Source organism: Pseudomonas sp. LjRoot71 (genome assembly GCF_964253255.1).
Classification (GTDB): domain Bacteria; phylum Pseudomonadota; class Gammaproteobacteria; order Pseudomonadales; family Pseudomonadaceae; genus Aquipseudomonas.
In genome coordinates this window covers 2,265,477-2,285,374 of the sequence record NZ_CAXURA020000001.1, presented here as the reverse complement: position 1 = coordinate 2,285,374, position 19,898 = coordinate 2,265,477, and the positions used below count along the sequence as shown (strand labels likewise).

Sequence of the window (19,898 nt, the reverse complement as noted above, 5' to 3'; positions counted from 1 at the left end):
AGAATCTGTCGTAGGCGCCCGCCCAACTTGCACACGAGTTAAAAAAGGCTTCGCATTCCTTCGATTCATTATCTCTCTAGCTGAGAAACCCTTCCAAGCCTGGATGTTCGGGGCTTAAACGTGTGCCGTTTGCTCCGTACGTCAGGCGATGAGGATTGGTTTCATGGCTATCAAAGAACTCGTCTACGACACCAAGCAACAGCTTGAGTCTGCTACTCAGCGATCAATTCGCCACTCGCATGTCTATGAGCTATTTGCAGCGAGCTTCGGGTTCAATACCCGCGCTTCGTTGGATGCGGCGCATATCATGGCCGTAATGGAGCGCCCGCAAGAGCTTGTAGCTTCCTCCTTAGCAACGCTTCACCGTCGATTAGCCGAGTTGGGTTATGAAGCGGTTGCTGACTCGGTTGGTGCGGCCTTGCTAAGCATGATTGCTGATCAGCGTCTGGGGGTTACCTCTGTTGAGTCCGTTATAGATGCCCTGCAACAGGATCATTGGGCATATCCAGAAGAGTGGTATGAGGTTGATGAGGACGAGGATGAGGCCTTGGACTCTGAGTCAGCAGGCAATCCGTCACCATCACTCAACCCCGAAAAAATCGCACTCTTGGTTGATGGCCTGAACGGCGTCGCGTCGAGAGGTAGCGCGGCAGCTCACTACGCTTTGGCGCTTATTTATAGAGGTGACGACCTCAGCGAGGAGGAGGGCTCGTCCTATTGGTACTCGCTGATGGAGCAAGGCCATGATCTTGATGGGGTACAGCTCGAATGGGCGACTGCCTATAAGACTCAACTGCTTAATGCCGAGCGAGAAGCACTTCATCTAAATGAGGCTGCACGTTTGGGATGGGCTGATGCCAGGTTAGATATTGCTCTTGAGAAGGCACAACGTGCTGAGCATCGAGGCGACCACGGGCAAGCTGAGCATTGGTACAAGGAGGCCGCAGGTTTAGGCCATGTGGAGGCGATGCGCTCTTTGGCTTGGTTGGCTGAGGGAACCGGCGATGCTGATTCAGCAAGTTATTGGAATCATCAGGCCGCTCTGCATGGTGACGTCGATGCGATGCGTGATCTGATCGATGAAGATGACCGGGGCAAGCTATTCCAGAGCTGGGTCTGGGTTTACCTTGCCGAGCTTCTGGGAACTGACCTGCGCAAGAGTACGCTGCGGGCATACCACGATAGTGGTCTGTATGCAGGCCAGGAGTACGACGATGACCAAGGTGGGCCACTTTACGTCGCAGGGGACGAGGGTGTTCAGCTTGAATCGTTGAGCGCTTTAGATGATTCGAGAGCCAGGGATACAGCTCAAGAGCTTTTTAGCCGTATCAGCCACCCATAGTCAGCAGCCTGGGCATGCTTCAAGCTTTCGCAGCGTGCGGCTGCCCCAACTTTGAGGTGTAGGTTCAAGGGAAAGATAGCCCTGAAACCCGCGACGGACGGGACTTCCATCAATTTACCGTCCTCTCTAAGCTGAGCTTCATTGACAAGGTGTCAATCCATACCGACCCGCGCCAGGTGGCGGTTACCTTGGTTTGTAGTGCTCTCCTGTGGGGGGGCTTACGGAAAATGCCATTTAATGCGGTCATTTTGACGGAAAATGCCACTTTATGTGGCTCGATCATGCCAATAATGGTGCCCATTGTTTTTCGTAAGTTATTGATTTAATTAGATTATCAAAAGCTTGCGAATGCCAGGTTTGTCGCCCGTCGACATTTTTTGTCGACGGGCAGGTTAATTGTCATGATTGTGCGAGTTATTGTCATGACAATTTCTGTCACTACCCCGGCCTAGCGCCGGGGTTTTTCTTTATGGATCAGTGGTTTAGGTAAATCCTCGTAATGACCAGTAAGCGGCTTATGTAGTGAAGCTACAGGGAAACCCGGAAAATCTCGTTTTCGAGGGTGCCCGTCAGCCACCGTCCGCTCATCGGAGGGTCGCTGCGGGTTGCCAGACGTGGCCGATGCTGCAAGCCTGCTAACGGATGTCATTACAGCTGCGGGGGTGTGGATATGGCTTTCATCAATATTCGTGTCGATGACCAACTCAAAGCCCGCGCTTACCGTGAGTTGGAAAAGCTCGGCGTCAGCCCTTCCGAACTGATGCACCAAGTCTTGAATTATGTGGCCGAGCACGGTGAGCTGCCATTTGCTCCAGCGTCGCTGGCCAAGGATGAGAGCGCGCTAAGCGCTGCGATTCGTGAACGTTTGGCCGCTCCCCAGCGGGTGAAGGTAGCGCTGGATGAGTTGTAGCCTTGAACTCGATGCCCAGTCACTGAAGAAGTCGCATGCCAGGGGCCGGCCGGCGGCAGGTCAAGCAAAACCTCGCGGATCTATCGGCAGGCAGGCGCCTGGTGAGTCTGCAATGGTCTCGCCTTCTCGCCTTCTCGCCTTTTTACCCTGTTGCCTGTTTATGCCAGGGCTGTTCGAACCTGGTTGCGTCCGGCTTTCTTGGCGTCATAGAGCGCTTCGTCGGCGCGTGTCAGCGGATGGGTCAGGTCAAGTTGGCTGTCCGGGATAAAGCCGTAGACACCGGCGCTGAAGCTCAAGGGGATCTCGTGCTCATCAATGCGCACCGGGTTTTCCGCGAGCGACTGGCGCAGCTGGTCGATTAGCAGGGCGGCTCCGGCAGCATCGGTGCCGGGCAACAGCAGGAGAAACTCTTCACCGCCGTAGCGACCAATGCTGTCGTTGCGCCGCAGACGCTGTTGCACATGCTGCACGCAGTGGCGCAGCGCCGCGTCGCCGATCAGGTGTCCGTACTTGTCATTGACCTGTTTGAAATGGTCGATATCCAGCATGGCGATGGACAGCGATGTGCGCTGGCGGTATGCGCGGTCCAGTTCGTCGGCGAGTTTGTGCAGGATGGCCAGACGATTGGCGATGCCAGTCAGGGTGTCATACAGGGCGGTTTTCTGCAGATCCGCCTCGATGCGCTCACGCGAGAGCAGTACCAGCCCCAGGGACAACATGATTACCGTGGCCGTGCCGATGCCGACCGATATGCTCTGCTTGAGACTGCTGACGTCGTAGTGCATTTCCGTGGCACCGCCGCCGACTATCACCACTATGCGGATGCCGATGCCGATCAGGCTGATGCTGGCACCAATCATTAGCAGCAGGTGCGCCCTGCCCTTCGGCAGGGCAAAGCGCTGGGCGAAGTGTACGATCAGCATGCATTGGCTGATAAGCACCAGGCAGGCCGCCAGCTGGCGGGGTTCCTGGGTATCGATCAGCAGGGCCAGGAGCACGGCCATGCAGGCCGGGAGGGCGAAGATCAGGCGCCAAGGCGGTTGTTGGCCATGAATCAGCGGAATGCTCAGGGTGTAGAACGCTAGGGCCAGCGACAGCAGCGTGTTGGCCAGCCCGTAAGTCAGCCACAGCGGGGCATGGCCAAATAGCGTGTAGGCGACATAGGCCAGGGCATAGCAGAGCATGCCCAGGCCGGCGGTGAGCATGCCGTCGCGGCGGTTGAACTGTCCGACGAGGATCAGGCAACCGCTCATGATGACTGCAACCAGTGCGACGGAACCGAACAGCGTTTGAGTATGCGCGATCATCCTTGGTCTTCTTGGTTTAATGGGGCGCATCTATAGTTTAGTTTGAGCGGCCCGGCCGGGTCATTATGCCTCATGTCATATTCACGGCACATATAGCGGATGTGACGGATTCATGGCGATTGGCGGCAGAAGATGATTGGCCAGTGGTGGCAGTTGTGCTGCGTTCACCTGCCATGGCTAATCCCCGGACTGCCGGCCGGGCACGCCGCTTAGATCAACAACGCAATGGAGAAGCGTGATGCAACTGAGGGTCTGCCTGTTACTCGGTTGTCTGTTGTGGGGCGCGCCGGCCATTGCTCAGCAATGGCAATTCGCCACGGAAGAATTCCCGCCGTTTACCTTTTCGCGCGGAGGCAAGCCCCCTGCCGGGGCCGTGACGGAGATGGTGCAGGCGGCCTGCGCGCATCTGCGCGAGCAGTGCCGCATTGATGTCATGCCCTGGGGACGGGCCCTGCGGATGGGTGAGGAAGGCCTGGTAGACGGCATTTTCACGGTGATCCGGGCGCCCGAGCGCGAGCAGGCCTTCTATATCAGCCGCATGCTGGTGGAGTCGCGCTACGACATCTACGGGCCGCTCAACAGTACCCAACGCAATCTGCAGGCGGCGGATCTCGGTGGCCGCCGGGTCGGTGTCTACGGGCCTTCGGGAACGCTGCTGGTTTTGCAGCGGGCATTGCGCGGCGTAGCGGATGTGCAGATCGAGACGGTGGCCAACAATCAGCGTCTGTTGCTGATGCTGGAGGTCGGGCGTTTTGGCCGGGATGGGGTTGTGGTGCTCAACCGCGACGTGGCGCGCCACCTGATCACTTGGGATCAGCTGCGCAATGTGCGTCAGCTCGGCCAGCTGGAAAGTGTTGCCTATGGCGTCGGCTTTTCGCGCAAGAAGGTCAGCTTCGAGCAGTTTCAGGCGTTTGACCGGGCCCTCGGCGAACTGGCCGCTCAGGGTGTGCTGGAGCAGATCGCCAGACGCTATGGCGTATCAGTGGTGCAGGCCGCCCAGTAACGCACGAAGTAGGAAAAGAGCGCTGCGGCGAAGCAGGCCGGTTGAGCAGGCCTTCCACCGCGCGATCAGGACGCACAGCCAAGCCCGGCGTTCAACTAAAAGCCAATGAGTTGAATAAGTTGCTCTGGGAGAAGGCGGCCCGGAGGAATTTCCCCCGCAGCCGCAGCCGTCGTGACGATCAGATAGCTTCGGAGGTTTCTGCTAGCGCGCTTTGCATGGGCACGCCGGAAATCTGTTGCTGAGTCTGCTGCACCCAGGCAAAGGCGCGCTCGTTGAGCTCGGCGATCGCGCGGGGGCCGCTGCCTTCGGCGTGCATTAGCGGGCCGATCACCACCTGGATGGTGCCGGGGGTTTTGCGCCAGCCCTGCTTGGGCCAGAACTCGCCGGCGTTATGGGCGATCGGCAGTACCGGCAGGCCGGAGTTGACGGCCAGCGCCGTGCCGCCGCGGGAGAATTTGCCCATCTGCCCTGGCGGAATACGCGTACCTTCCGGAAAGATCAGCACCCAGGCGCCCTGCTCGATGCGTTCGGCACCCTGCTTGGCCAGTTGCTTGAGCGCCGCTTTGGGGTTGCTGCGGTCAATGGCGATGGGTTTGAGCATGGCCATGGCCCAGCCAAAGAACGGTACGTAGAGCAGCTCACGTTTGACCACTTGGCTCAGCGGCTCGAAGAAGCCGGAAAGGAAGAAGGTTTCCCAGGTGCTCTGGTGCTTGGCCAGGATCACGCAGGGCTGCTCCGGGATGTTCTCCAGGCCCCTGATCTCGTAACGGATGCCGACCACCACCTTGGCCAGCCAAACGGCGCAGCGGCACCAGTTCTGAATGACGAAACGATAGCGGGCGCGGAAGGGCAGGAAGGGTGCAACGAAGACGCTGAGAATGCACCAGAAGAACGAACTGGAAGAGAGCAGCAGGTAGAAGAAGAAAGTTCTGATGGTCTGCACTGTCGACATGGGAGCCTTTACCGTCGCAGGCAGAGCCTGCTTTATATGTGGAGTAGCTGAGCGGCGACTGCCGCCAGATCATCGAATACCAGGGTGCCTGCTGGCAATGGCTTGGTCAGCGTGCGTTCACCCTTGCCGGTCTTTACCAAAACAGGCTGACAGTCGACGGCCTGCGCTGCGCTCAGGTCACCGCTGCTGTCGCCAACAAACCACACGCCTTTGAGTGCTACGCCATAGTACGCCGCGATCTGTTCGAGCATGCCGGGTTTCGGCTTGCGGCAGTTGCAGCCTTCATCCGGGCCATGCGGGCAGTAGACCACCAGGCCCAGCTCACCGCCCTGCTCCGCTACCAGCTCACGCAAGCGGGCATGCATGGCGTCCAGGGTGGCGAGGTCATAATAGCCACGGGCGATGCCCGACTGGTTGGTGGCCACGGCAACGGTCCAGCCGGCTTGCGACAGGCGCGCGATGGCCTCCACTGCGCCAGGCAGCGGCAGCCATTCGTCGAGGCTTTTGATATAGGCGTCGGAGTCGTAATTGATCACGCCGTCGCGGTCGAGAATCAGCAGTTTCATGGAGGTGACTTGAGGCTCAGTAGGATGGGTTAGCCGCAAGGCGGCGTAACCCATCGTATTCAGGTGATGGGTATCGCCATGCTCCACCCATCCTACGATCGACTTAACCCAATACCGAGATATCCGCGACGCCGAGGAACAGGCCGCGCAGCTTGGCCAGCAGCGCGTAGCGGTTGGCCCGTACGGCAGGGTCTTCGGCGTTGACCAGTACGGCCACGAAGAAGGCGTCCACCGGCTCGCGCAGGTTAGCCAGCTGGCTCAGCGCCAGGTTGTACTGGCGTGCGGCAGCCAGCGGTTGTACCGCGTGCTCGGCCTGCTGAATGGCGGCGTTGAGGGCAAACTCGCTGGGGTTGTCGAAGTGATGGGCTTCGACACTGGCGGCGATCTGGCCTTCGGCCTTGCTCAGCAGGTTGGATACGCGCTTGTTGGCAGCCGCCAGGGCTTCGGCTTCGGGCAGCTTGCGGAACGCCTGCACAGCTTGCACGCGCTGATCGAAGTCCAGTGGCGAGGTCGGGCTGACCGAACGCACGGCCTGGTACACGGCCACGTCGACGCCTTCGTCTTCATAACGCGCACGCAGGCGGTCGAAGATAAAGTCCTGCACCTGTGGGGCTAGGCCGTCGGCTTTGACCTTGTCAGCGAACTGGGCGATGGCAAAGGCGATAGCCTCGGCCAGGTCCAGATCCAGCTGCTTCTCGATCAGGATGCGCAGCACGCCCAGCGCGGCACGACGCAGGGCATACGGGTCCTTGCTGCCGGTGGGTAGCATGCCGATGCCGAAGATGCCGACCAGGGTGTCCAGCTTGTCGGCCAGGGCCACGGCGGCACCGGTGAGGGTGCTCGGCAGCTCGGCGCCGGCACCGCGCGGCATGTACTGCTCGTTCAGCGCCAGGGCGACGTCTTCGGCTTCGCCGTCGTGCTTGGCGTAGTAGTAACCGGCGATGCCCTGCATTTCCGGGAATTCGCCGACCATTTCACTGGCCAGGTCGCACTTGCAGAGGATGCCGGCACGCGCCGCGCGGGTGGCGTCGCCGCCGATGCGCTGGGCGATAAAGCCGGCCAGGGCCGAGACGCGCTGGGCCTTGTCGTAGACCGAACCGAGCTGGGCCTGGAACACCACGTTGGCCAGGCGCTGGTTGAAGCTTTCCAGCTTCTGCTTCTTGTCCTGCTTGAAGAAGAACTCGGCATCGGTCAGGCGTGGGCGCACGACCTTCTCGTTGCCAGAAATGATCTGCGCCGGGTCTTTGCTCTCGACGTTGGCCACGGTGATAAAGCGCGGCAGCAACTTGCCGTTGCCATCGAGCAGGCAGAAGTACTTCTGGTTGTCCTGCATGGTGGTGATCAGCGCTTCCTGCGGCACTTCGAGGAAGCGTTCTTCGAAGGAGCAGACCAGCGGCACCGGCCATTCGACCAGGGCGCTGACTTCATCCAGCAGCGCAGGTGGCACGATGGCCGTGCCCTGCTGTTCGGCGGCGAGCTGGTCAACGCGTGCGGCGATCTGTGTGCGGCGCTCGGCGAAGTCGGCAATCACATAGGCGCTGCGCAGGTCTTCGGCGTAGTTGGCTGGTGCGCTGATACGCACGTCATGGTTGGCGTGGAAGCGGTGACCACGGGAAACCCGGCCGGCTTGCTGGGCGAGGATTTCGCAGTCGATCACCTCGTCACCGAACAGCATCACCAGCCACTGGCTTGGGCGGACGAATTCGGTTTTGCGCGCGCCCCAGCGCATACGCTTGGGAATCGGCAACTCGTTCAACGAAGTTTCGACGATGGCCGGCAGCAGACCGGCAGCGGCCTGGCCCGGAATGCTCTGGCTGAACTTGAGCTTTGGCCCGCTCTGGTCGATCTGACCCAGCTCGACGCCGCACTTCTTGGCAAAGCCCAGCGCGGCCTGAGTCGGGTTGCCGTCCTTGTCGAACGCAGCCTGTACGGGCGGGCCGTCGAGATTGACGGTGCGGTCCGGTTGCTGGGTTGCGAGTTGCTCCACCAGCACGGCCAGACGACGCGGTGCCGCGTAGTAGCGCACGTTGCTGTAGCCAAGGCCTGCAGCCTTGAGGCCTTTCTCGATGCCGGCCAGGAAGGCTTCACCGAGGGTTTTCAGGGCTTTGGGTGGCAGCTCTTCGGTGCCCAGTTCTACCAGGAAATCGTGCGCACTCATTCTGCAGCCTCCAGCTTGGCCAATACTTCATCACGCAGGTCGGGGGTGGCGAGCGGGAAGCCGAGTTTGCGCCGCGCTTGCAGGTAGCTCTGCGCCACCGAACGGGCCAGCGCACGCACGCGCAGGATGTATTGCTGACGTGCAGTCACCGAGATGGCTCGGCGCGCATCCAGCAGGTTGAAGGTGTGCGAAGCCTTGAGCACCATCTCGTAGGTCGGCAGCGGCAGCTCCAACTCGATCAGGCGGTTGGCTTCCGACTCGTAGAAGTCGAACAGCTCGAACAGCTTGTCGACGTTGGCGTGCTCGAAGTTGTAGGTCGACTGCTCCACTTCGTTCTGGTGGAACACATCGCCATAGGTGACCTTGCCGAACTGGCCGTCGGTCCACACCAGGTCATACACCGAATCGACGCCCTGCAGGTACATGGCCAGGCGCTCAAGGCCGTAGGTGATCTCGCCGGTCACCGGGTAGCACTCGATACCACCGACCTGCTGGAAGTAGGTGAACTGGGTGACTTCCATGCCGTTGAGCCAGATTTCCCAACCCAGGCCCCAGGCGCCGAGGGTCGGCGATTCCCAGTTGTCTTCAACGAAGCGGATGTCGTGCACCAGCGGGTCAATGCCGATGGCTTTCAGCGAGCCGAGGTACAGCTCCTGGAAGTTCTCCGGGTTCGGTTTCAGCACCACCTGGAACTGGTAATAGTGCTGCAGGCGGTTGGGGTTTTCGCCATAACGGCCGTCGGCCGGACGACGGGAAGGCTGCACGTAGGCGGCGTTCCAGGTCTCGGGGCCGATGGCACGGAGAAACGTGGCGGTGTGGAAGGTGCCCGCGCCAACTTCCATATCGTAGGGCTGCAACACCACACAGCCCTGCTCGGCCCAGTACTGTTGCAGGGCGAGGATCAAGTCTTGGAAGGTGCGCACGGCAGGCGTAGTCTGGCTCACAAATTTCACCCGTACTTTGGCGGCTTCAGAAAGTCCGCGAGTATACCGAAGCTCAGGAAAACCCGCATGCCACGCTGCTTTTGGTGTTCTGACGATCCGCTGTATCAGGCGTACCACGATGAAGAATGGGGGGTACCGCAACGTGACCCGAAGGTGCTGTTTGAATTGCTCCTGCTCGAGGGCTTTCAGGCGGGCCTGTCATGGATCACCGTGCTGAAGAAGCGCGAACACTACCGCAAGGTGCTGTTCGGTTTCGATGTGCAGCGTTTGGCGGTACTCAGCGACGAGTACATCGAAGACACCCTGATGCAGGATCCCGGCATCATCCGCAACCGCCTCAAGCTCCAGGCTGTGCGCAAGAACGCTCAGGCCTGGCTCAAGCTGGAGGACCCGGTGGCGTTGCTCTGGTCGTTTGTTGGCGGCGCGCCGAAGATCAACCATTTCAGCGAACGCGGCCAGGTGCCGGCGGTGACAGCGGAAGCCGAAGCAATGAGCAAGGCGCTGAAGAAGGCCGGTTTCACCTTTGTCGGCCCGACCATCTGTTACGCCTATATGCAGGCCAGCGGCATGGTCATGGATCACACCACCGACTGTGACCGCTACGCGCAACTCAACGCCCGCTAGCGCAGGCGGTTACAATGGGCGCCTTTTGATCGGCTGGAGTTGCCTGTGGAAAAGTTCAAAGGTGCCCTGGTGGTGGGGTTTCTGCGCCTGTTTGCCCTGCTGCCATGGCGAGCGGTGCAGGCGGTGGGCGCGGCGATTGGCTGGCTGATGTGGAAGCTGCCGAACCGTTCCCGTGAAGTGACCCGGATCAACCTGGCCGGTTGTTTTGCCCACCTGCCGGCGGATCAGCGTGAACGTCTGGTGGGCGAAAGCCTGCGGGATATCGGCAAGACCCTGACCGAAAGCGCCTGCGCCTGGATTTGGCCCGCCAACAAGACCCTCGGTCTGATCAAGCAGGTTGAGGGCATGCACGTGCTGCAAGATGCCCTGAACAGCGGCAAGGGCGTGGTGTTGATCAGCAGCCACCTGGGGAACTGGGAAGTGCTGCTGCAGTACGTCTGCTCGCTGTGCCAACCGATCATTCTCTACCGGCCGATCAAGCTCAAGGCCGTCGATGAGCTGCTGGTCAAACAGCGTGTGCAATTGGGCAACAGCCTGGCGCCTTCGACCAAGGAAGGCATTCTCAGCCTGATCAAACAGGTGCGCAAAGGCGGTGTCGCGGGGATTGCCGCCGACCCGGAGCCAAGCCTCTCCAGCGGTGTATTCGTGCCCTTCTTCGGGGTACCGGCGCTGACCAGCAAATTTGTGCCGTCGCTGGTCAAGGATCGCAAGGCTGAAGCGGTATTTATGCACGCCCTGAGGCTGGACGATGACAGTGGTTACCGTGTGGTTATCGAAGCGGCGCCAGACGCGCTCTACGGCGAAGATATCGAGGCGGCGGTAGCTGCGCTCAATCAGGGCATCGAAAAGCAGGTGCGGCAGGCGCCCAGCCAATATATGTGGAACATGAAGCGCTTCAAGAAGCGTCCGGATGGCGAAGCCAAGTGGTATTGAGACGGTCGTAGAGCGGACTCAAGTTGCAGGTGGGGTCGGCTCTCGACTAGTCTGCCAAGAACAACTCGAACGGACGACGCATGAGCAATAGTCGAAAGAATGTCCGCACCCCCCTCAAGGTACGCCTGCGCATCGACCACCCGGTGCACGGCGAGCTGATGGTCACCACCCGGGATATTTCCGAATGCGGTGTGTATGTGCTGATGGATCAGGCACAAAACACGCTGGCCATGGGCGAGCAGGTACAGGGCCAGGTACAGGGTTTGCCGATGGAGGCACCGATCCTCACCCTGGAAGTGGTGCGCGTTGAGCCGTTGGGCGTTGGCCTGCGCTTTATCCAGAACGACTAGTCGGCGGGCTTCTGGGCGAGTTTGTCCAGCCGTTTGAGAAACACCGCAATCTCTTTGCCGGCCTGCTTGTCGCCCTTCTGTTCTGCCGCCTGCAAGCCCTGCATCCAGGCTGTTCGCGCCTGATCCTGCAAGCCCTGCTTGTTCAGCGCCTGGCCCAGTAGCTTCCAGGCAGCGGAATACTGCGGATCGAACTGCACGCAGTGCTGCAAGTGCTCAGTCGCGCGCTCCAGCTCACCGGCATCCAGATAGCCCTTGCCCAGGCCGAAGCGCAGCAGGGCGTTGTCCATCCCCTTGGCCAGCATCTTCTCCAGGGCTTCAGTGCTCATCGAATATTCCCTTTACCGTTTAGAACCTGTTTCGGAGCTCGCGAGCTAGAGCGAGACAAGGCAGAAATGGCCGAGGGCGCGGAGTTTACTGGCTGTAAATGAGCAGCCCGAGGCCATTTCTAACGCAGTATCGCCGACGCGCAGCAGATCCGAGACTGGTTCTTAGAAGAAGGTCAGGCCGACCTGGAATAGCCGCTCGGCGTCACGGATGTATTTCTTGTCGACCAGAAACAGGATCACATGGTCGCCGGATTCGATCACCGTGACGTCGTGGGCGATCAGCACCTCTTCGTCGCGGATGATCGCGCCGATGGTGGTGCCCGGCGGCAGGGCGATGTCCTTGATGGCGCGACCGACCACCTTGCTCGATCGGGCATCACCGTGGGCGATGGCCTCGATGGCTTCGGCTGCGCCACGGCGCAGGGAGTGCACGCTTTCGATATCGCCACGGCGCACGTGGGTCAGCAGGGTGCCGATGGTGGCCAACTGCGGGCTGATGGCGATGTCGATCTCGCCGCCCTGCACCAGGTCGACGTAGGCCGGGTTGTTGATCAGGGTCATCACCTTGCGCGCGCCGAGGCGCTTGGCCAGCAACGAGGACATGATGTTGGCCTCGTCGTCGTTGGTCAGCGAGAGGAAGATGTCGGCGTCGCTGATGTTCTCTTCCACCAGCAGGTCGCGGTCCGAGGCACTGCCTTGCAACACGATGGTGCTGTCGAGGGTTTCCGAGAGGTAGCGGCAGCGCGCCGGGTTCATCTCGATGATCTTCACCTGATAGCGGCTTTCAATGGCTTCGGCCAGGCGTTCGCCGATATGCCCGCCACCGGCGATCACCACCTTCTTGTAGCTGTCTTCCATGCGGCGCATTTCGCTCATCACCGCACGGATGTGCGCCTTGGCCGCGATAAAGAACACTTCGTCATCGGCTTCGATCACCGTGTCGCCCTGCGGCATGATCGCCCGGTTGCGACGGAAGATCGCTGCGACACGGGTGTCGACATTCGGCATATGTTCGCGCAGCTGACGCAGCTGCTGCCCGACCAGCGGGCCGCCGTAGTAAGCGCGCACCGCTACCAACTGCGCCTTGCCTTCGGCGAAGTCGATGACCTGCAAGGCACCGGGATATTCGATCAGGCGTTTGATGTAGTTGGTCACCACCTGCTCGGGGCTGATCAGCACGTCGACCGGAATCGACTCGTTGCTGAACAGGCCGCTGCGGGTCAGGTAGGCCGCCTCACGCACCCGGGCGATCTTGGTTGGCGTATGGAACAGGCTGTAGGCCACCTGGCAGGCGATCATGTTGATTTCATCGCTGTTGGTCACCGCCACCAGCATGTCGGCGTCGTCCGCGCCGGCCTGGCGCAGCACCGTGGGGAACGAGCCACGGCCTTGCACGGTGCGGATATCCAGGCGGTCGCCGAGGTCACGCAGGCGGTCACCGTCGGTGTCGACCACGGTGATGTCGTTGGCTTCGCTGGCCAGGTGTTCCGCCAGGGTGCCACCGACCTGGCCGGCACCGAGAATGATGATCTTCACAGGATCGCTCCGTTAGCCGCGGGGAGTCGCGGCGACTTTGATCAGCTTGGCATAGTAAAAGCCGTCGTGGCCGTCTACTTGCGGGAAGAGCTGGCGACCGTGGTGCGTTTGCACACCGAACGGGCCGCCGATATCCAGCTCGCGAGCACCGGGGGTGCGGGCGAGGAACGCGGCGATGTTGTCACTGTTCTCTGCGGGCATCACCGAGCACGTGGCGTAGAGCAGGATGCCGCCGACCTCCAGGGTCTGCCACAGACTGTCCAGCAGTTCGCCTTGCAGCTGCGCGAGGGCGGGAATGTCATCGGCCTGGCGGGTCAGTTTGATATCCGGGTGACGGCGGATCACCCCGGTGGCTGAGCACGGCGCGTCGAGCAGAATGCGCTGGAACGGTTTGCCGTCCCACCAGGCAGCCAAGTCGCGGCCATCGGCGGCGAACAGTTCGGCATGCAAGCCAAGGCGCCGGAGGTTTTCGCGTACGCGCACCAGGCGTTTTTCTTCCAGATCCACCGCCACTGCGCCGCTCAACCCTGGTTCGGCTTCGAGCAGGTGGCAGGTCTTGCCGCCGGGCGCGGCGCAGGCGTCCAGCACGCGCTGGCCGGGCGCCAGATCGAGTAGTGCGGCGGCCAGTTGCGCGGCTTCGTCCTGCACGCTAACACGCCCTTCGGCAAAGCCCGGCAGGGTGGTCACGTCGCAGGCTTGCAGCAGGCGAATGCCATCACGGCTGAAGGTGCAAGGCTCGGCGTCAAAGCCGACCCGGCGCAGCTCGGCCAAGTAGTCATCGCGGCTGCCGAGACGGCGGTTGACCCGCAAAATCAGCGGTGGATGAGCATTGTTGGCGGCACAGATGCTTTCCCAGTGTTCCGGCCACTGGGCTTTCAGGGCCTTCTGCAGCCAGCGCGGGTGGGCGGTATGCAGCACCGGATCACGGTCGAGGCTGGCGACAATGCTTTCGCCGTCGCGCTGGGCATTGCGCAGCACGGCATTGAGCAGGCCTTTGAGCGAAGGTTTCTTCAGCTTGTCGACACAGGCCACCGTTTCACCGATGGCAGCGTGGGCGGGAATGCGGCTGTAGAACAGCTGGTACAGGCCGATCAGCAGCAGCGCCTCGACATCCCGGTCGGCCGCTTTAAAGGGTTTTTGCAGGAGCTTCTCGGCGATCAGCGCCAGGCGTGGTTGCCAGCGTGCAGTGCCAAAGGCCAGGTCCTGGGCCAGGCCACGGTCACGCGGCTCGACCTTGTCCAGCAGGGGCGGCAGGCTGCTGCCCAGCGAAGCCTTGCCAGCCAGCACGCTGGCCAGGGCGCGTGCGGCGGCCAGACGTGGGTTCATGCGCCCAGCACCAGGCCGGTGGCGAACTGCTCGCGGCGACTGTTGTACAGGTCGCTGAAGGCCAGCGCCTTGCCGCCGGGCAATTGCAGGCGGGTCAGGCGCAGCGCGCCTTCGCCGCAGGCCACGGTCAGGCCGGACTTATCGGCAGCCAAAATGCTGCCTGGAGTGCCACTGCCCTCACCCAACTCGGCGGCATGTACTTTCAGGGCGTCACCAGCGAGGGTGCTATGGCAGATCGGCCAGGGGTTAAAGGCGCGTACCAGGCGCTCCAGTTCGACGGCCGGTCGGCTCCAGTCCAGGCGCGCTTCATCTTTGTTCAGCTTATGCGCGTAGGTGGCCAGGCTGTCGTCCTGCACCTCGCCCTTGAGCGTGCCGTCGGCCAGGCCGGCAATGGCCTGAATCACGGCCTGAGGGCCAAGGCTGGCGAGGCGGTCGTGCAGGCTGCCGCCGGTGTCTCCGGTTGAGATGGGTGTGTTGACCTTGAGCAGCATCGGCCCGGTGTCCAGGCCGGCTTCCATCTGCATCACGGTAACGCCGGAATCAGCATCGCCGGCTTCGACCGCGCGCTGGATCGGCGCAGCACCACGCCAGCGTGGCAGCAGCGAGGCGTGACTGTTGATACAGCCCAGGCGCGGAATATCCAGCACCACCTGCGGCAGGATCAGGCCGTAAGCCACCACCACCATCAGGTCGGGCTTGAGCGCCGCCAGCTCGGCTTGTGCGGCAGGGTCGCGCAGGGTCTGCGGCTGGTAAACCGGGATGTCATGCTGCAGAGCGAGCTGCTTGACCGGGCTGGGCGTAAGTTTCTGCCCACGCCCGGCCGGGCGGTCCGGCTGGCTGTATACGGCGATGATCTGGTGTGGGCTGTCGAGCAGCGCTTTGAGGTGCTCGGCGGCGAATTCCGGGGTGCCGGCAAACACGATACGCAGTGCTTCAGTCATGGGGGCTCGCTAAAGAAAAAGGCTTGCCGCAGCAAGCCTTTGTAATGATGTGGCTCAAGCCTGCTGGCGGTGCTGCTTTTCCAGCTTCTTCTTGATCCGGTCGCGTTTGAGCGTAGACAGGTAATCGACGAACAGCTTGCCGTTGAGATGATCGCATTCGTGCTGTATGCATACGGCAAGCAGGCCTTCGGCGATCAGCTCATAGGGCTGGCCATCACGATCTAGGGCCTTGATCTTGACCCTCTGCGGGCGGTCGACGTTTTCGTAGAAGCCCGGTACCGACAGACAGCCTTCCTGGTACTGATCCATTTCCTCGGTCAGCGGCTCGAACTCGGGGTTGATAAACACCCGTGGCTCGGACTTGTCCTCGGACAGGTCCATCACCACCACGCGCTTGTGCACGTTGACCTGCGTCGCAGCCAGGCCAATGCCCGGTGCGTCGTACATGGTTTCAAACATGTCATCGATCAGTTGACGCAAGGCGTCGTCGACTACGTCCACCGGCTTGGCGATGGTGCGCAGGCGCGGATCGGGAAATTCGAGGATATTCAGGATCGCCATATGCGTTTGTGATGCACTTGTGGAATAAAGTCAAAATCCGCTGCTAAGATGATGAGCAGCATTGAAAAACGGCTTCACGCCGCAGCACGACTGGGTTTCGTCGCGGCGCTAGGGCGCTCCACGTGAAGACACATAATAAAGGGATTCACCGCATGAGGAAATCACTACTCGCCCTGCTGCTGCTTGCCGCAAGCGGCTTGGCCCAGGCCGAAGTGCAACTCAAGGACGGTCACCCAGACCGTTACACCGTGGTCAAAGGCGACACCCTCTGGGATATCTCCGGAAAATTTCTCAGTCAGCCGTGGAAGTGGCCAGAAATCTGGCACGCCAACCCGCAGGTGGAAAACCCTCATCTGATCTATCCGGGCGACCAACTGAGCCTGGTGTACATCGACGGCCAGCCGCGCCTGATGCTCAACCGTGGTGAGTCGCGCGGCACCATCAAGCTGTCGCCGCAGATTCGCAGCACGCCGATGGCTGAAGCCATTCCGGCAATTCCGCTGGAGGCGATCAACAGCTTCCTGCTGGTCAACCGCATTGTCGATACCCCCGAGCAGTTCCAGGGCGCGCCTTATATCGTGGCCGGCAATGCCGAGCGGGTGGTCAGCGGTGCGGGTGATCGCGTGTATGCCCGTGGCAAATTCGACCAGGCCGCGCCGGCCTATGGCATCTTCCGCCAGGGCAAAACCTATATCGATCCGGATACCCAGGAGTTCCTCGGGATCAACGCCGATGATATCGGCTCCGGTGAGATCGTTGCCGAAGAAGGTGATGTCGGCACCATGGTGCTGACCCGTTCGACTCAGGAAGTGCGCCTTGGCGACCGCCTGTTCGCCACTGAAGAGCGTCCGATCAACTCGACCTTTATGCCGAGCGAGCCAGCTGGTGAGGTCAATGGTGTGATCCTCGATGTGCCGCGCGGCGTGACCCAGATCGGTCAGTTCGACGTGGTGACCATCAACAGGGGTGCCCGTGATGGCTTGAAGGAAGGCAACGTACTGGCCATCTACAAAACCGGCGAAACCGTGCGTGACCGCGTAACCGGCGAGTCGGTGAAGATTCCGGATGAGCGTGCAGGCCTGCTGATGGTCTTCCGCACCTACGACAAGCTCAGCTATGGCCTGGTGCTGGGGGCCTCGCGCTCGTTGGCGATCCTGGACAAAGTGCGTAACCCGTAACACCGAGAAGCCCCGCAGATGCGGGGTTTTTTATGGCGTGTCATGCCTGGCCGCCGCCCTGCGGGCCGTCGCGTCGCGACGTTAAAAATTGCTCCCAGCAATTTTTTATTGCTGTCTTACTTTCCTGCCGCCTGTGCGGCGCGACCGATCAAGGATGATCTGTATGTCGCACTCTGCCGTCTCCCCCGCTGAACTGGAAGCCCGCCTGCGTCTGCACTGCCTGCCGGAGCTTGGTCCACGGCGCTTCCGTAAACTCCTCCGTGCCTTCGACAGTGCATCTGCCGCACTCAGTGCGCCGGCCAGTGCCTGGCGCTCACTGGGCTTACCACAGGTGTGCAGCGACGCACGCCGCTGCGCCGAGGTACGTGAACGCGCGGCGCAGAGCCTGGCCTGGCTGGATAACGACACACACCACCTGCTGATGTGGGATGAGGCAACGTATCCCGGTTTGCTTGCCGAGCTGGTGGATGCCCCACCGCTGTTGTTCATTGCCGGTGAGCCGACGTTGCTTGAGCAACCGCAGCTGGCCATGGTGGGGAGCCGACGTGCTTCGCGGCCGGGGCTCGATACCGCACACAGCTTTGCCCGCAGCTTGGCCGGCGGTGGTTTTGTGATTACCAGCGGTCTGGCCCTGGGCATTGATGGTGCTGCCCACCAGGGCGCACTGGATGCCAATGGTAAGACGGTGGCGGTGCTTGGCACCGGTTTGCAGTGCCTGTATCCGGCGCGGCATAAGCAACTCGCAGCCGATATCGTCGCCCGGGGTGGCGCGCTGGTGTCCGAGTTGCCGCTGGACTGTCCGCCGCAGGCGAGTAACTTTCCCCGGCGCAACAGGATTATCAGCGGTCTTTCCGTGGGCGTGCTGGTGGTGGAGGCCAGCCCATCCAGTGGTTCACTGATCACTGCACGGTTGGCTGCCGAACAGGGCCGTGAGGTGTATGCGATTCCGGGTTCGATCCACCATCCTGGTGCGCGTGGGTGCCATCAGCTGATTCGCGAAGGCGCCACTCTGGTGGAAAGCATCGAAGATATTCTACAGGCCCTGCGTGGCTGGCAAGCGCAGCCGCCGGTAGCTGTTGTGGCCGGGCCGACACCGGCCGATCACCCATTGCTGGTGCTGCTACATGCCGCACCGCATAGCAGTGAAGCGCTGGTGGCGGCCAGTGGCTGGTCGCTGGCCGAGGTATTGGCCGCGCTGACCGAGCTGGAGTTGGAGGGCCAGGTAGCCTGTGAAGCGGGTCGTTGGGTGGGCCGCGCGCTTTAGCTTGGATACACTGCCCGCCAGGCGTTCAGTGGAGAGCAGTACATGGTCAGCAACTGGCAGATACAACAGGCCGCACGGGTGGTGCGTCACGGCGGCGTGATCGCTTATCCGACCGAGGCAGTATGGGGGGTGGGCTGTGACCCCTGGAATGACGAGGCGGTTGAGCGCCTGCTGGCGTTGAAGGAGCGTCCCGTGCACAAGGGATTGATTCTGGTGGCCGCCGATATCGAACAGTTCGACTTCCTCCTCGACGATCTGCCGGAAATCTGGCTGGCGCGCCTGGCGGGAAGCTGGCCCGGTCCCAATACCTGGCTGGTGCCCCACCAGAATCGTCTGCCCGAGTGGATCAGCGGCCAGCACAGCAGTGTGGCTCTGCGCGTCAGTGATCACCCGCAAGTGCGTGCGTTGTGCCGTCTGACCGGGCCGTTGGTATCGACGTCGGCCAACCCGGCAGGCCGTCCGTCTGCGCGGTCGCGTCTGCGGGTCGAGCAATATTTTCCGGGTCAGCTGGATATGGTGCTGGGTGGGGCGTTGGGCGGCCGCAAGAACCCGAGCCTGATTCGCGACCTGATCAGTGGGGATGTGATTCGTCCGTCCTGAAGCAGTACAAGCTCGCGGCTAAAGCCCCTCCCGCAGATACCCCCCAGCTGTGGGAGGGGCTTCAGCCGCGACGGTTTAGCAGACGGTCTACGGCAGCAGAATGGTCGAGCCGGTGGTTTGCCGTGCACTCAGGGCGGTTTGCGCCAGGGCGGCGTCTTTGAGCGCATAGCGGTTGCTGATCTCCACTTGCAACTGGCCGCTGGCAATCATGGCGAACAGTTCGTCCGCCATGCTTTGCAGCCGGGAAGGCGTGTCGGCGTAGCTGGCCAGGGTCGGACGGGTGACGAATAGCGAGCCCTTTTGCGCGAGGATGCCCAGGTTGACGCCGGTGACCGTGCCCGACGCATTGCCGAAGCTGACCAGCAGGCCGCGCGGTGCCACGCAGTCCAGCGAGGTTTCCCAGGTGTCCTGGCCGACGCCGTCGTAGACCACCGGGCACTTCTTGCCATCGGTCAGCTCCAGCACGCGCTGGACGACATTTTCATGGCTGTAATCAATGGTCGCCCAGGCGCCCTGCGCTTTGGCCTGCGCGGCTTTTTCCGCTGAGCTGACCGTACCGATCAGTTTGACCCCAAGTGCCCTCGACCACTGGCAGGCGAAAGAGCCAACACCCCCGGCAGCGGCATGGAACAGGATGGTTTCGCCGCCTTGCAGCGGAAAGGTCTGGCGCAACAGGTACTGCACAGTCAGCCCCTTGAGCATCACAGCGGCCGCCTGCTCGAAGCTGATCGCATCTGGCAGCTTGACCAGCTTCTCGGCCGGCAGCACATGCAGTTGGCTGTATGCACCCAGCGGTCCGGTGGCATAGGCAACGCGGTCGCCGACCTGAAAGCCGCTGACTGCCGAGCCCATTGCCTCGACGATCCCCGCACCCTCGGTGCCCAGGCTAGACGGCAGGGTTGGCGGCGTATACAGACCGCTGCGGAAATAGGTGTCGATAAAGTTCAGGCCGATGGCCTGGTTCTGCACCCGTACTTCATTCGGGCCTGGGGCGGCGGGGTTGTAGTCGGTGTATTCAAGGACGTCCGGGCCGCCGTGACGACTGAACTGGATACGCTTGGCCATTTTCAAAGTCTT

20 protein-coding genes are annotated in these 19,898 nt (G+C 61.5%); 9 read left to right on the top strand and 11 right to left on the bottom strand.

The window, feature by feature from the left end; all coding sequences use genetic code 11:
- Window positions 1-163: 163 nt before the first annotated feature.
- Together ACSQ17_RS10845 and ACSQ17_RS10840 are read left to right on the top strand one after the other, a co-directional pair.
- A complete protein-coding gene (locus tag ACSQ17_RS10845; protein ID WP_436068609.1) occupies window positions 164-1,342 on the top strand; it encodes a hypothetical protein in 1,179 nt (392 codons plus the stop codon).
- Between the two features lie 670 nt (window positions 1,343-2,012).
- The gene (locus ACSQ17_RS10840; protein WP_436068608.1) at window positions 2,013-2,252 is read left to right on the top strand and encodes a type II toxin-antitoxin system RelB/DinJ family antitoxin; all 240 of its coding nucleotides are present in this window, start codon (window positions 2,013-2,015) and stop codon (window positions 2,250-2,252) included.
- A gap of 158 nt (window positions 2,253-2,410) precedes the next feature.
- On the opposite strand, the gene ACSQ17_RS10835 is transcribed toward ACSQ17_RS10840, so the two are convergent.
- On the bottom strand, window positions 2,411-3,559 hold the full coding sequence (locus tag ACSQ17_RS10835) for a GGDEF domain-containing protein (protein WP_436068607.1): 1,149 nt from the start codon (window positions 3,557-3,559) through the stop codon (window positions 2,411-2,413).
- A 238-nt stretch (window positions 3,560-3,797) separates the two neighbouring features.
- Here ACSQ17_RS10835 and ACSQ17_RS10830 point away from each other — a divergent pair, with 238 nt between their 5' ends.
- Window positions 3,798-4,562, top strand: a complete 765-nt coding sequence (locus ACSQ17_RS10830) for a substrate-binding periplasmic protein (protein WP_436068606.1) — start codon at window positions 3,798-3,800, stop codon at window positions 4,560-4,562.
- A gap of 178 nt (window positions 4,563-4,740) precedes the next feature.
- On the opposite strand, the gene ACSQ17_RS10825 is transcribed toward ACSQ17_RS10830, so the two are convergent.
- The 4 genes from ACSQ17_RS10825 to glyQ form a co-directional block, all read right to left on the bottom strand.
- Window positions 4,741-5,514: a lysophospholipid acyltransferase family protein gene (locus ACSQ17_RS10825; RefSeq protein WP_436068605.1), complete on the bottom strand. Its 774-nt coding sequence runs from the start codon at window positions 5,512-5,514 to the stop codon at window positions 4,741-4,743.
- A gap of 32 nt (window positions 5,515-5,546) precedes the next feature.
- The gene (gene gmhB / locus ACSQ17_RS10820; protein WP_436068604.1) at window positions 5,547-6,080 is read right to left on the bottom strand and encodes a D-glycero-beta-D-manno-heptose 1,7-bisphosphate 7-phosphatase; all 534 of its coding nucleotides are present in this window, start codon (window positions 6,078-6,080) and stop codon (window positions 5,547-5,549) included.
- A gap of 103 nt (window positions 6,081-6,183) precedes the next feature.
- Complete coding sequence (gene glyS / locus ACSQ17_RS10815) at window positions 6,184-8,238, bottom strand: glycine--tRNA ligase subunit beta (RefSeq protein WP_436068603.1); 2,055 nt, start codon at window positions 8,236-8,238, stop codon at window positions 6,184-6,186.
- Entirely contained in the window at window positions 8,235-9,182 is a 948-nt protein-coding gene (gene glyQ, locus ACSQ17_RS10810; protein WP_233685741.1) for a glycine--tRNA ligase subunit alpha, read from the bottom strand. The genes glyS and glyQ overlap by 4 nt, the downstream gene beginning before the upstream one ends.
- A 66-nt stretch (window positions 9,183-9,248) precedes the next feature.
- Here glyQ and ACSQ17_RS10805 point away from each other — a divergent pair, with 66 nt between their 5' ends.
- The 3 genes from ACSQ17_RS10805 to ACSQ17_RS10795 all read left to right on the top strand — a co-directional run bounded on the left by ACSQ17_RS10805 (window position 9,249) and on the right by ACSQ17_RS10795 (window position 11,089).
- Window positions 9,249-9,806 (top strand): DNA-3-methyladenine glycosylase I, encoded by a 558-nt coding sequence (locus tag ACSQ17_RS10805; protein WP_436068602.1) that lies wholly within the window; start codon window positions 9,249-9,251, stop codon window positions 9,804-9,806.
- A 45-nt stretch (window positions 9,807-9,851) separates the two neighbouring features.
- Complete coding sequence (locus ACSQ17_RS10800; RefSeq protein WP_436068601.1) at window positions 9,852-10,739, top strand: lysophospholipid acyltransferase; 888 nt, start codon at window positions 9,852-9,854, stop codon at window positions 10,737-10,739.
- An 80-nt stretch (window positions 10,740-10,819) separates the two neighbouring features.
- Window positions 10,820-11,089: a PilZ domain-containing protein gene (locus ACSQ17_RS10795; protein WP_436068600.1), complete on the top strand. Its 270-nt coding sequence runs from the start codon at window positions 10,820-10,822 to the stop codon at window positions 11,087-11,089.
- On the opposite strand, the gene ACSQ17_RS10790 is transcribed toward ACSQ17_RS10795, so the two are convergent.
- From ACSQ17_RS10790 to def, 5 genes are all read right to left on the bottom strand, one after another.
- Entirely contained in the window at window positions 11,086-11,415 is a 330-nt protein-coding gene (locus tag ACSQ17_RS10790; protein WP_436068599.1) for a hypothetical protein, read from the bottom strand. The two genes, ACSQ17_RS10795 and ACSQ17_RS10790, sit on opposite strands and share 4 nt — an antisense overlap.
- A gap of 162 nt (window positions 11,416-11,577) precedes the next feature.
- Window positions 11,578-12,951, bottom strand: a complete 1,374-nt coding sequence (gene trkA / locus ACSQ17_RS10785; RefSeq protein WP_233685736.1) for a Trk system potassium transporter TrkA — start codon at window positions 12,949-12,951, stop codon at window positions 11,578-11,580.
- A gap of 12 nt (window positions 12,952-12,963) precedes the next feature.
- Window positions 12,964-14,277 (bottom strand): 16S rRNA (cytosine(967)-C(5))-methyltransferase RsmB, encoded by a 1,314-nt coding sequence (rsmB, locus tag ACSQ17_RS10780; protein ID WP_436068598.1) that lies wholly within the window; start codon window positions 14,275-14,277, stop codon window positions 12,964-12,966.
- Window positions 14,274-15,218 carry a methionyl-tRNA formyltransferase gene (gene fmt, locus ACSQ17_RS10775; protein ID WP_436068597.1) on the bottom strand — a complete coding sequence of 315 codons (945 nt, stop codon included), beginning with the start codon at window positions 15,216-15,218 and terminating at the stop codon, window positions 14,274-14,276. The genes rsmB and fmt overlap by 4 nt, the downstream gene beginning before the upstream one ends.
- Before the next feature lie 54 nt (window positions 15,219-15,272).
- Complete coding sequence (gene def / locus ACSQ17_RS10770) at window positions 15,273-15,779, bottom strand: peptide deformylase (RefSeq protein ID WP_436068596.1); 507 nt, start codon at window positions 15,777-15,779, stop codon at window positions 15,273-15,275.
- Between the two features lie 152 nt (window positions 15,780-15,931).
- Here def and ACSQ17_RS10765 point away from each other — a divergent pair, with 152 nt between their 5' ends.
- The 3 genes from ACSQ17_RS10765 to ACSQ17_RS10755 all read left to right on the top strand — a co-directional run bounded on the left by ACSQ17_RS10765 (window position 15,932) and on the right by ACSQ17_RS10755 (window position 18,821).
- Window positions 15,932-16,957, top strand: coding sequence for a LysM peptidoglycan-binding domain-containing protein (locus ACSQ17_RS10765; RefSeq protein ID WP_436068595.1), 1,026 nt, complete (start codon window positions 15,932-15,934; stop codon window positions 16,955-16,957).
- A 163-nt stretch (window positions 16,958-17,120) separates the two neighbouring features.
- Complete coding sequence (gene dprA / locus ACSQ17_RS10760) at window positions 17,121-18,221, top strand: DNA-processing protein DprA (RefSeq protein ID WP_436068594.1); 1,101 nt, start codon at window positions 17,121-17,123, stop codon at window positions 18,219-18,221.
- A gap of 42 nt (window positions 18,222-18,263) precedes the next feature.
- The gene (locus ACSQ17_RS10755) at window positions 18,264-18,821 is read left to right on the top strand and encodes an L-threonylcarbamoyladenylate synthase (RefSeq protein ID WP_436068593.1); all 558 of its coding nucleotides are present in this window, start codon (window positions 18,264-18,266) and stop codon (window positions 18,819-18,821) included.
- 87 nt (window positions 18,822-18,908) lie between these two features.
- Here the strand turns inward: ACSQ17_RS10755 and ACSQ17_RS10750 are convergent, their stop codons facing one another.
- The gene (locus tag ACSQ17_RS10750; RefSeq protein ID WP_436068592.1) at window positions 18,909-19,886 is read right to left on the bottom strand and encodes an NADPH:quinone reductase; all 978 of its coding nucleotides are present in this window, start codon (window positions 19,884-19,886) and stop codon (window positions 18,909-18,911) included.
- Window positions 19,887-19,898: the final 12 nt, after the last annotated feature.

Bases quoted from the DNA above. Each gene is read 5' to 3' on its own strand.
- ACSQ17_RS10845 (WP_436068609.1), top strand. From the start codon at position 164: ATGGCTATCAAAGAACTCGTCTACGACACCAAGCAACAGCTTGAGTCT.
- ACSQ17_RS10840 (WP_436068608.1), top strand. From the start codon at position 2,013: ATGGCTTTCATCAATATTCGTGTCGATGACCAACTCAAAGCCCGCGCT.
- ACSQ17_RS10835 (WP_436068607.1), bottom strand. From the start codon at position 3,559: ATGATCGCGCATACTCAAACGCTGTTCGGTTCCGTCGCACTGGTTGCA.
- ACSQ17_RS10830 (WP_436068606.1), top strand. From the start codon at position 3,798: ATGCAACTGAGGGTCTGCCTGTTACTCGGTTGTCTGTTGTGGGGCGCG.
- ACSQ17_RS10825 (WP_436068605.1), bottom strand. From the start codon at position 5,514: ATGTCGACAGTGCAGACCATCAGAACTTTCTTCTTCTACCTGCTGCTC.
- gmhB (WP_436068604.1), bottom strand. From the start codon at position 6,080: ATGAAACTGCTGATTCTCGACCGCGACGGCGTGATCAATTACGACTCC.
- glyS (WP_436068603.1), bottom strand. From the start codon at position 8,238: ATGAGTGCGCACGATTTCCTGGTAGAACTGGGCACCGAAGAGCTGCCA.
- ACSQ17_RS10805 (WP_436068602.1), top strand. From the start codon at position 9,249: ATGCCACGCTGCTTTTGGTGTTCTGACGATCCGCTGTATCAGGCGTAC.
- ACSQ17_RS10795 (WP_436068600.1), top strand. From the start codon at position 10,820: ATGAGCAATAGTCGAAAGAATGTCCGCACCCCCCTCAAGGTACGCCTG.
- ACSQ17_RS10790 (WP_436068599.1), bottom strand. From the start codon at position 11,415: ATGAGCACTGAAGCCCTGGAGAAGATGCTGGCCAAGGGGATGGACAAC.
- rsmB (WP_436068598.1), bottom strand. From the start codon at position 14,277: ATGAACCCACGTCTGGCCGCCGCACGCGCCCTGGCCAGCGTGCTGGCT.
- fmt (WP_436068597.1), bottom strand. From the start codon at position 15,218: ATGACTGAAGCACTGCGTATCGTGTTTGCCGGCACCCCGGAATTCGCC.
- def (WP_436068596.1), bottom strand. From the start codon at position 15,779: ATGGCGATCCTGAATATCCTCGAATTTCCCGATCCGCGCCTGCGCACC.
- ACSQ17_RS10765 (WP_436068595.1), top strand. From the start codon at position 15,932: ATGAGGAAATCACTACTCGCCCTGCTGCTGCTTGCCGCAAGCGGCTTG.
- dprA (WP_436068594.1), top strand. From the start codon at position 17,121: ATGTCGCACTCTGCCGTCTCCCCCGCTGAACTGGAAGCCCGCCTGCGT.
- ACSQ17_RS10755 (WP_436068593.1), top strand. From the start codon at position 18,264: ATGGTCAGCAACTGGCAGATACAACAGGCCGCACGGGTGGTGCGTCAC.
- ACSQ17_RS10750 (WP_436068592.1), bottom strand. From the start codon at position 19,886: ATGGCCAAGCGTATCCAGTTCAGTCGTCACGGCGGCCCGGACGTCCTT.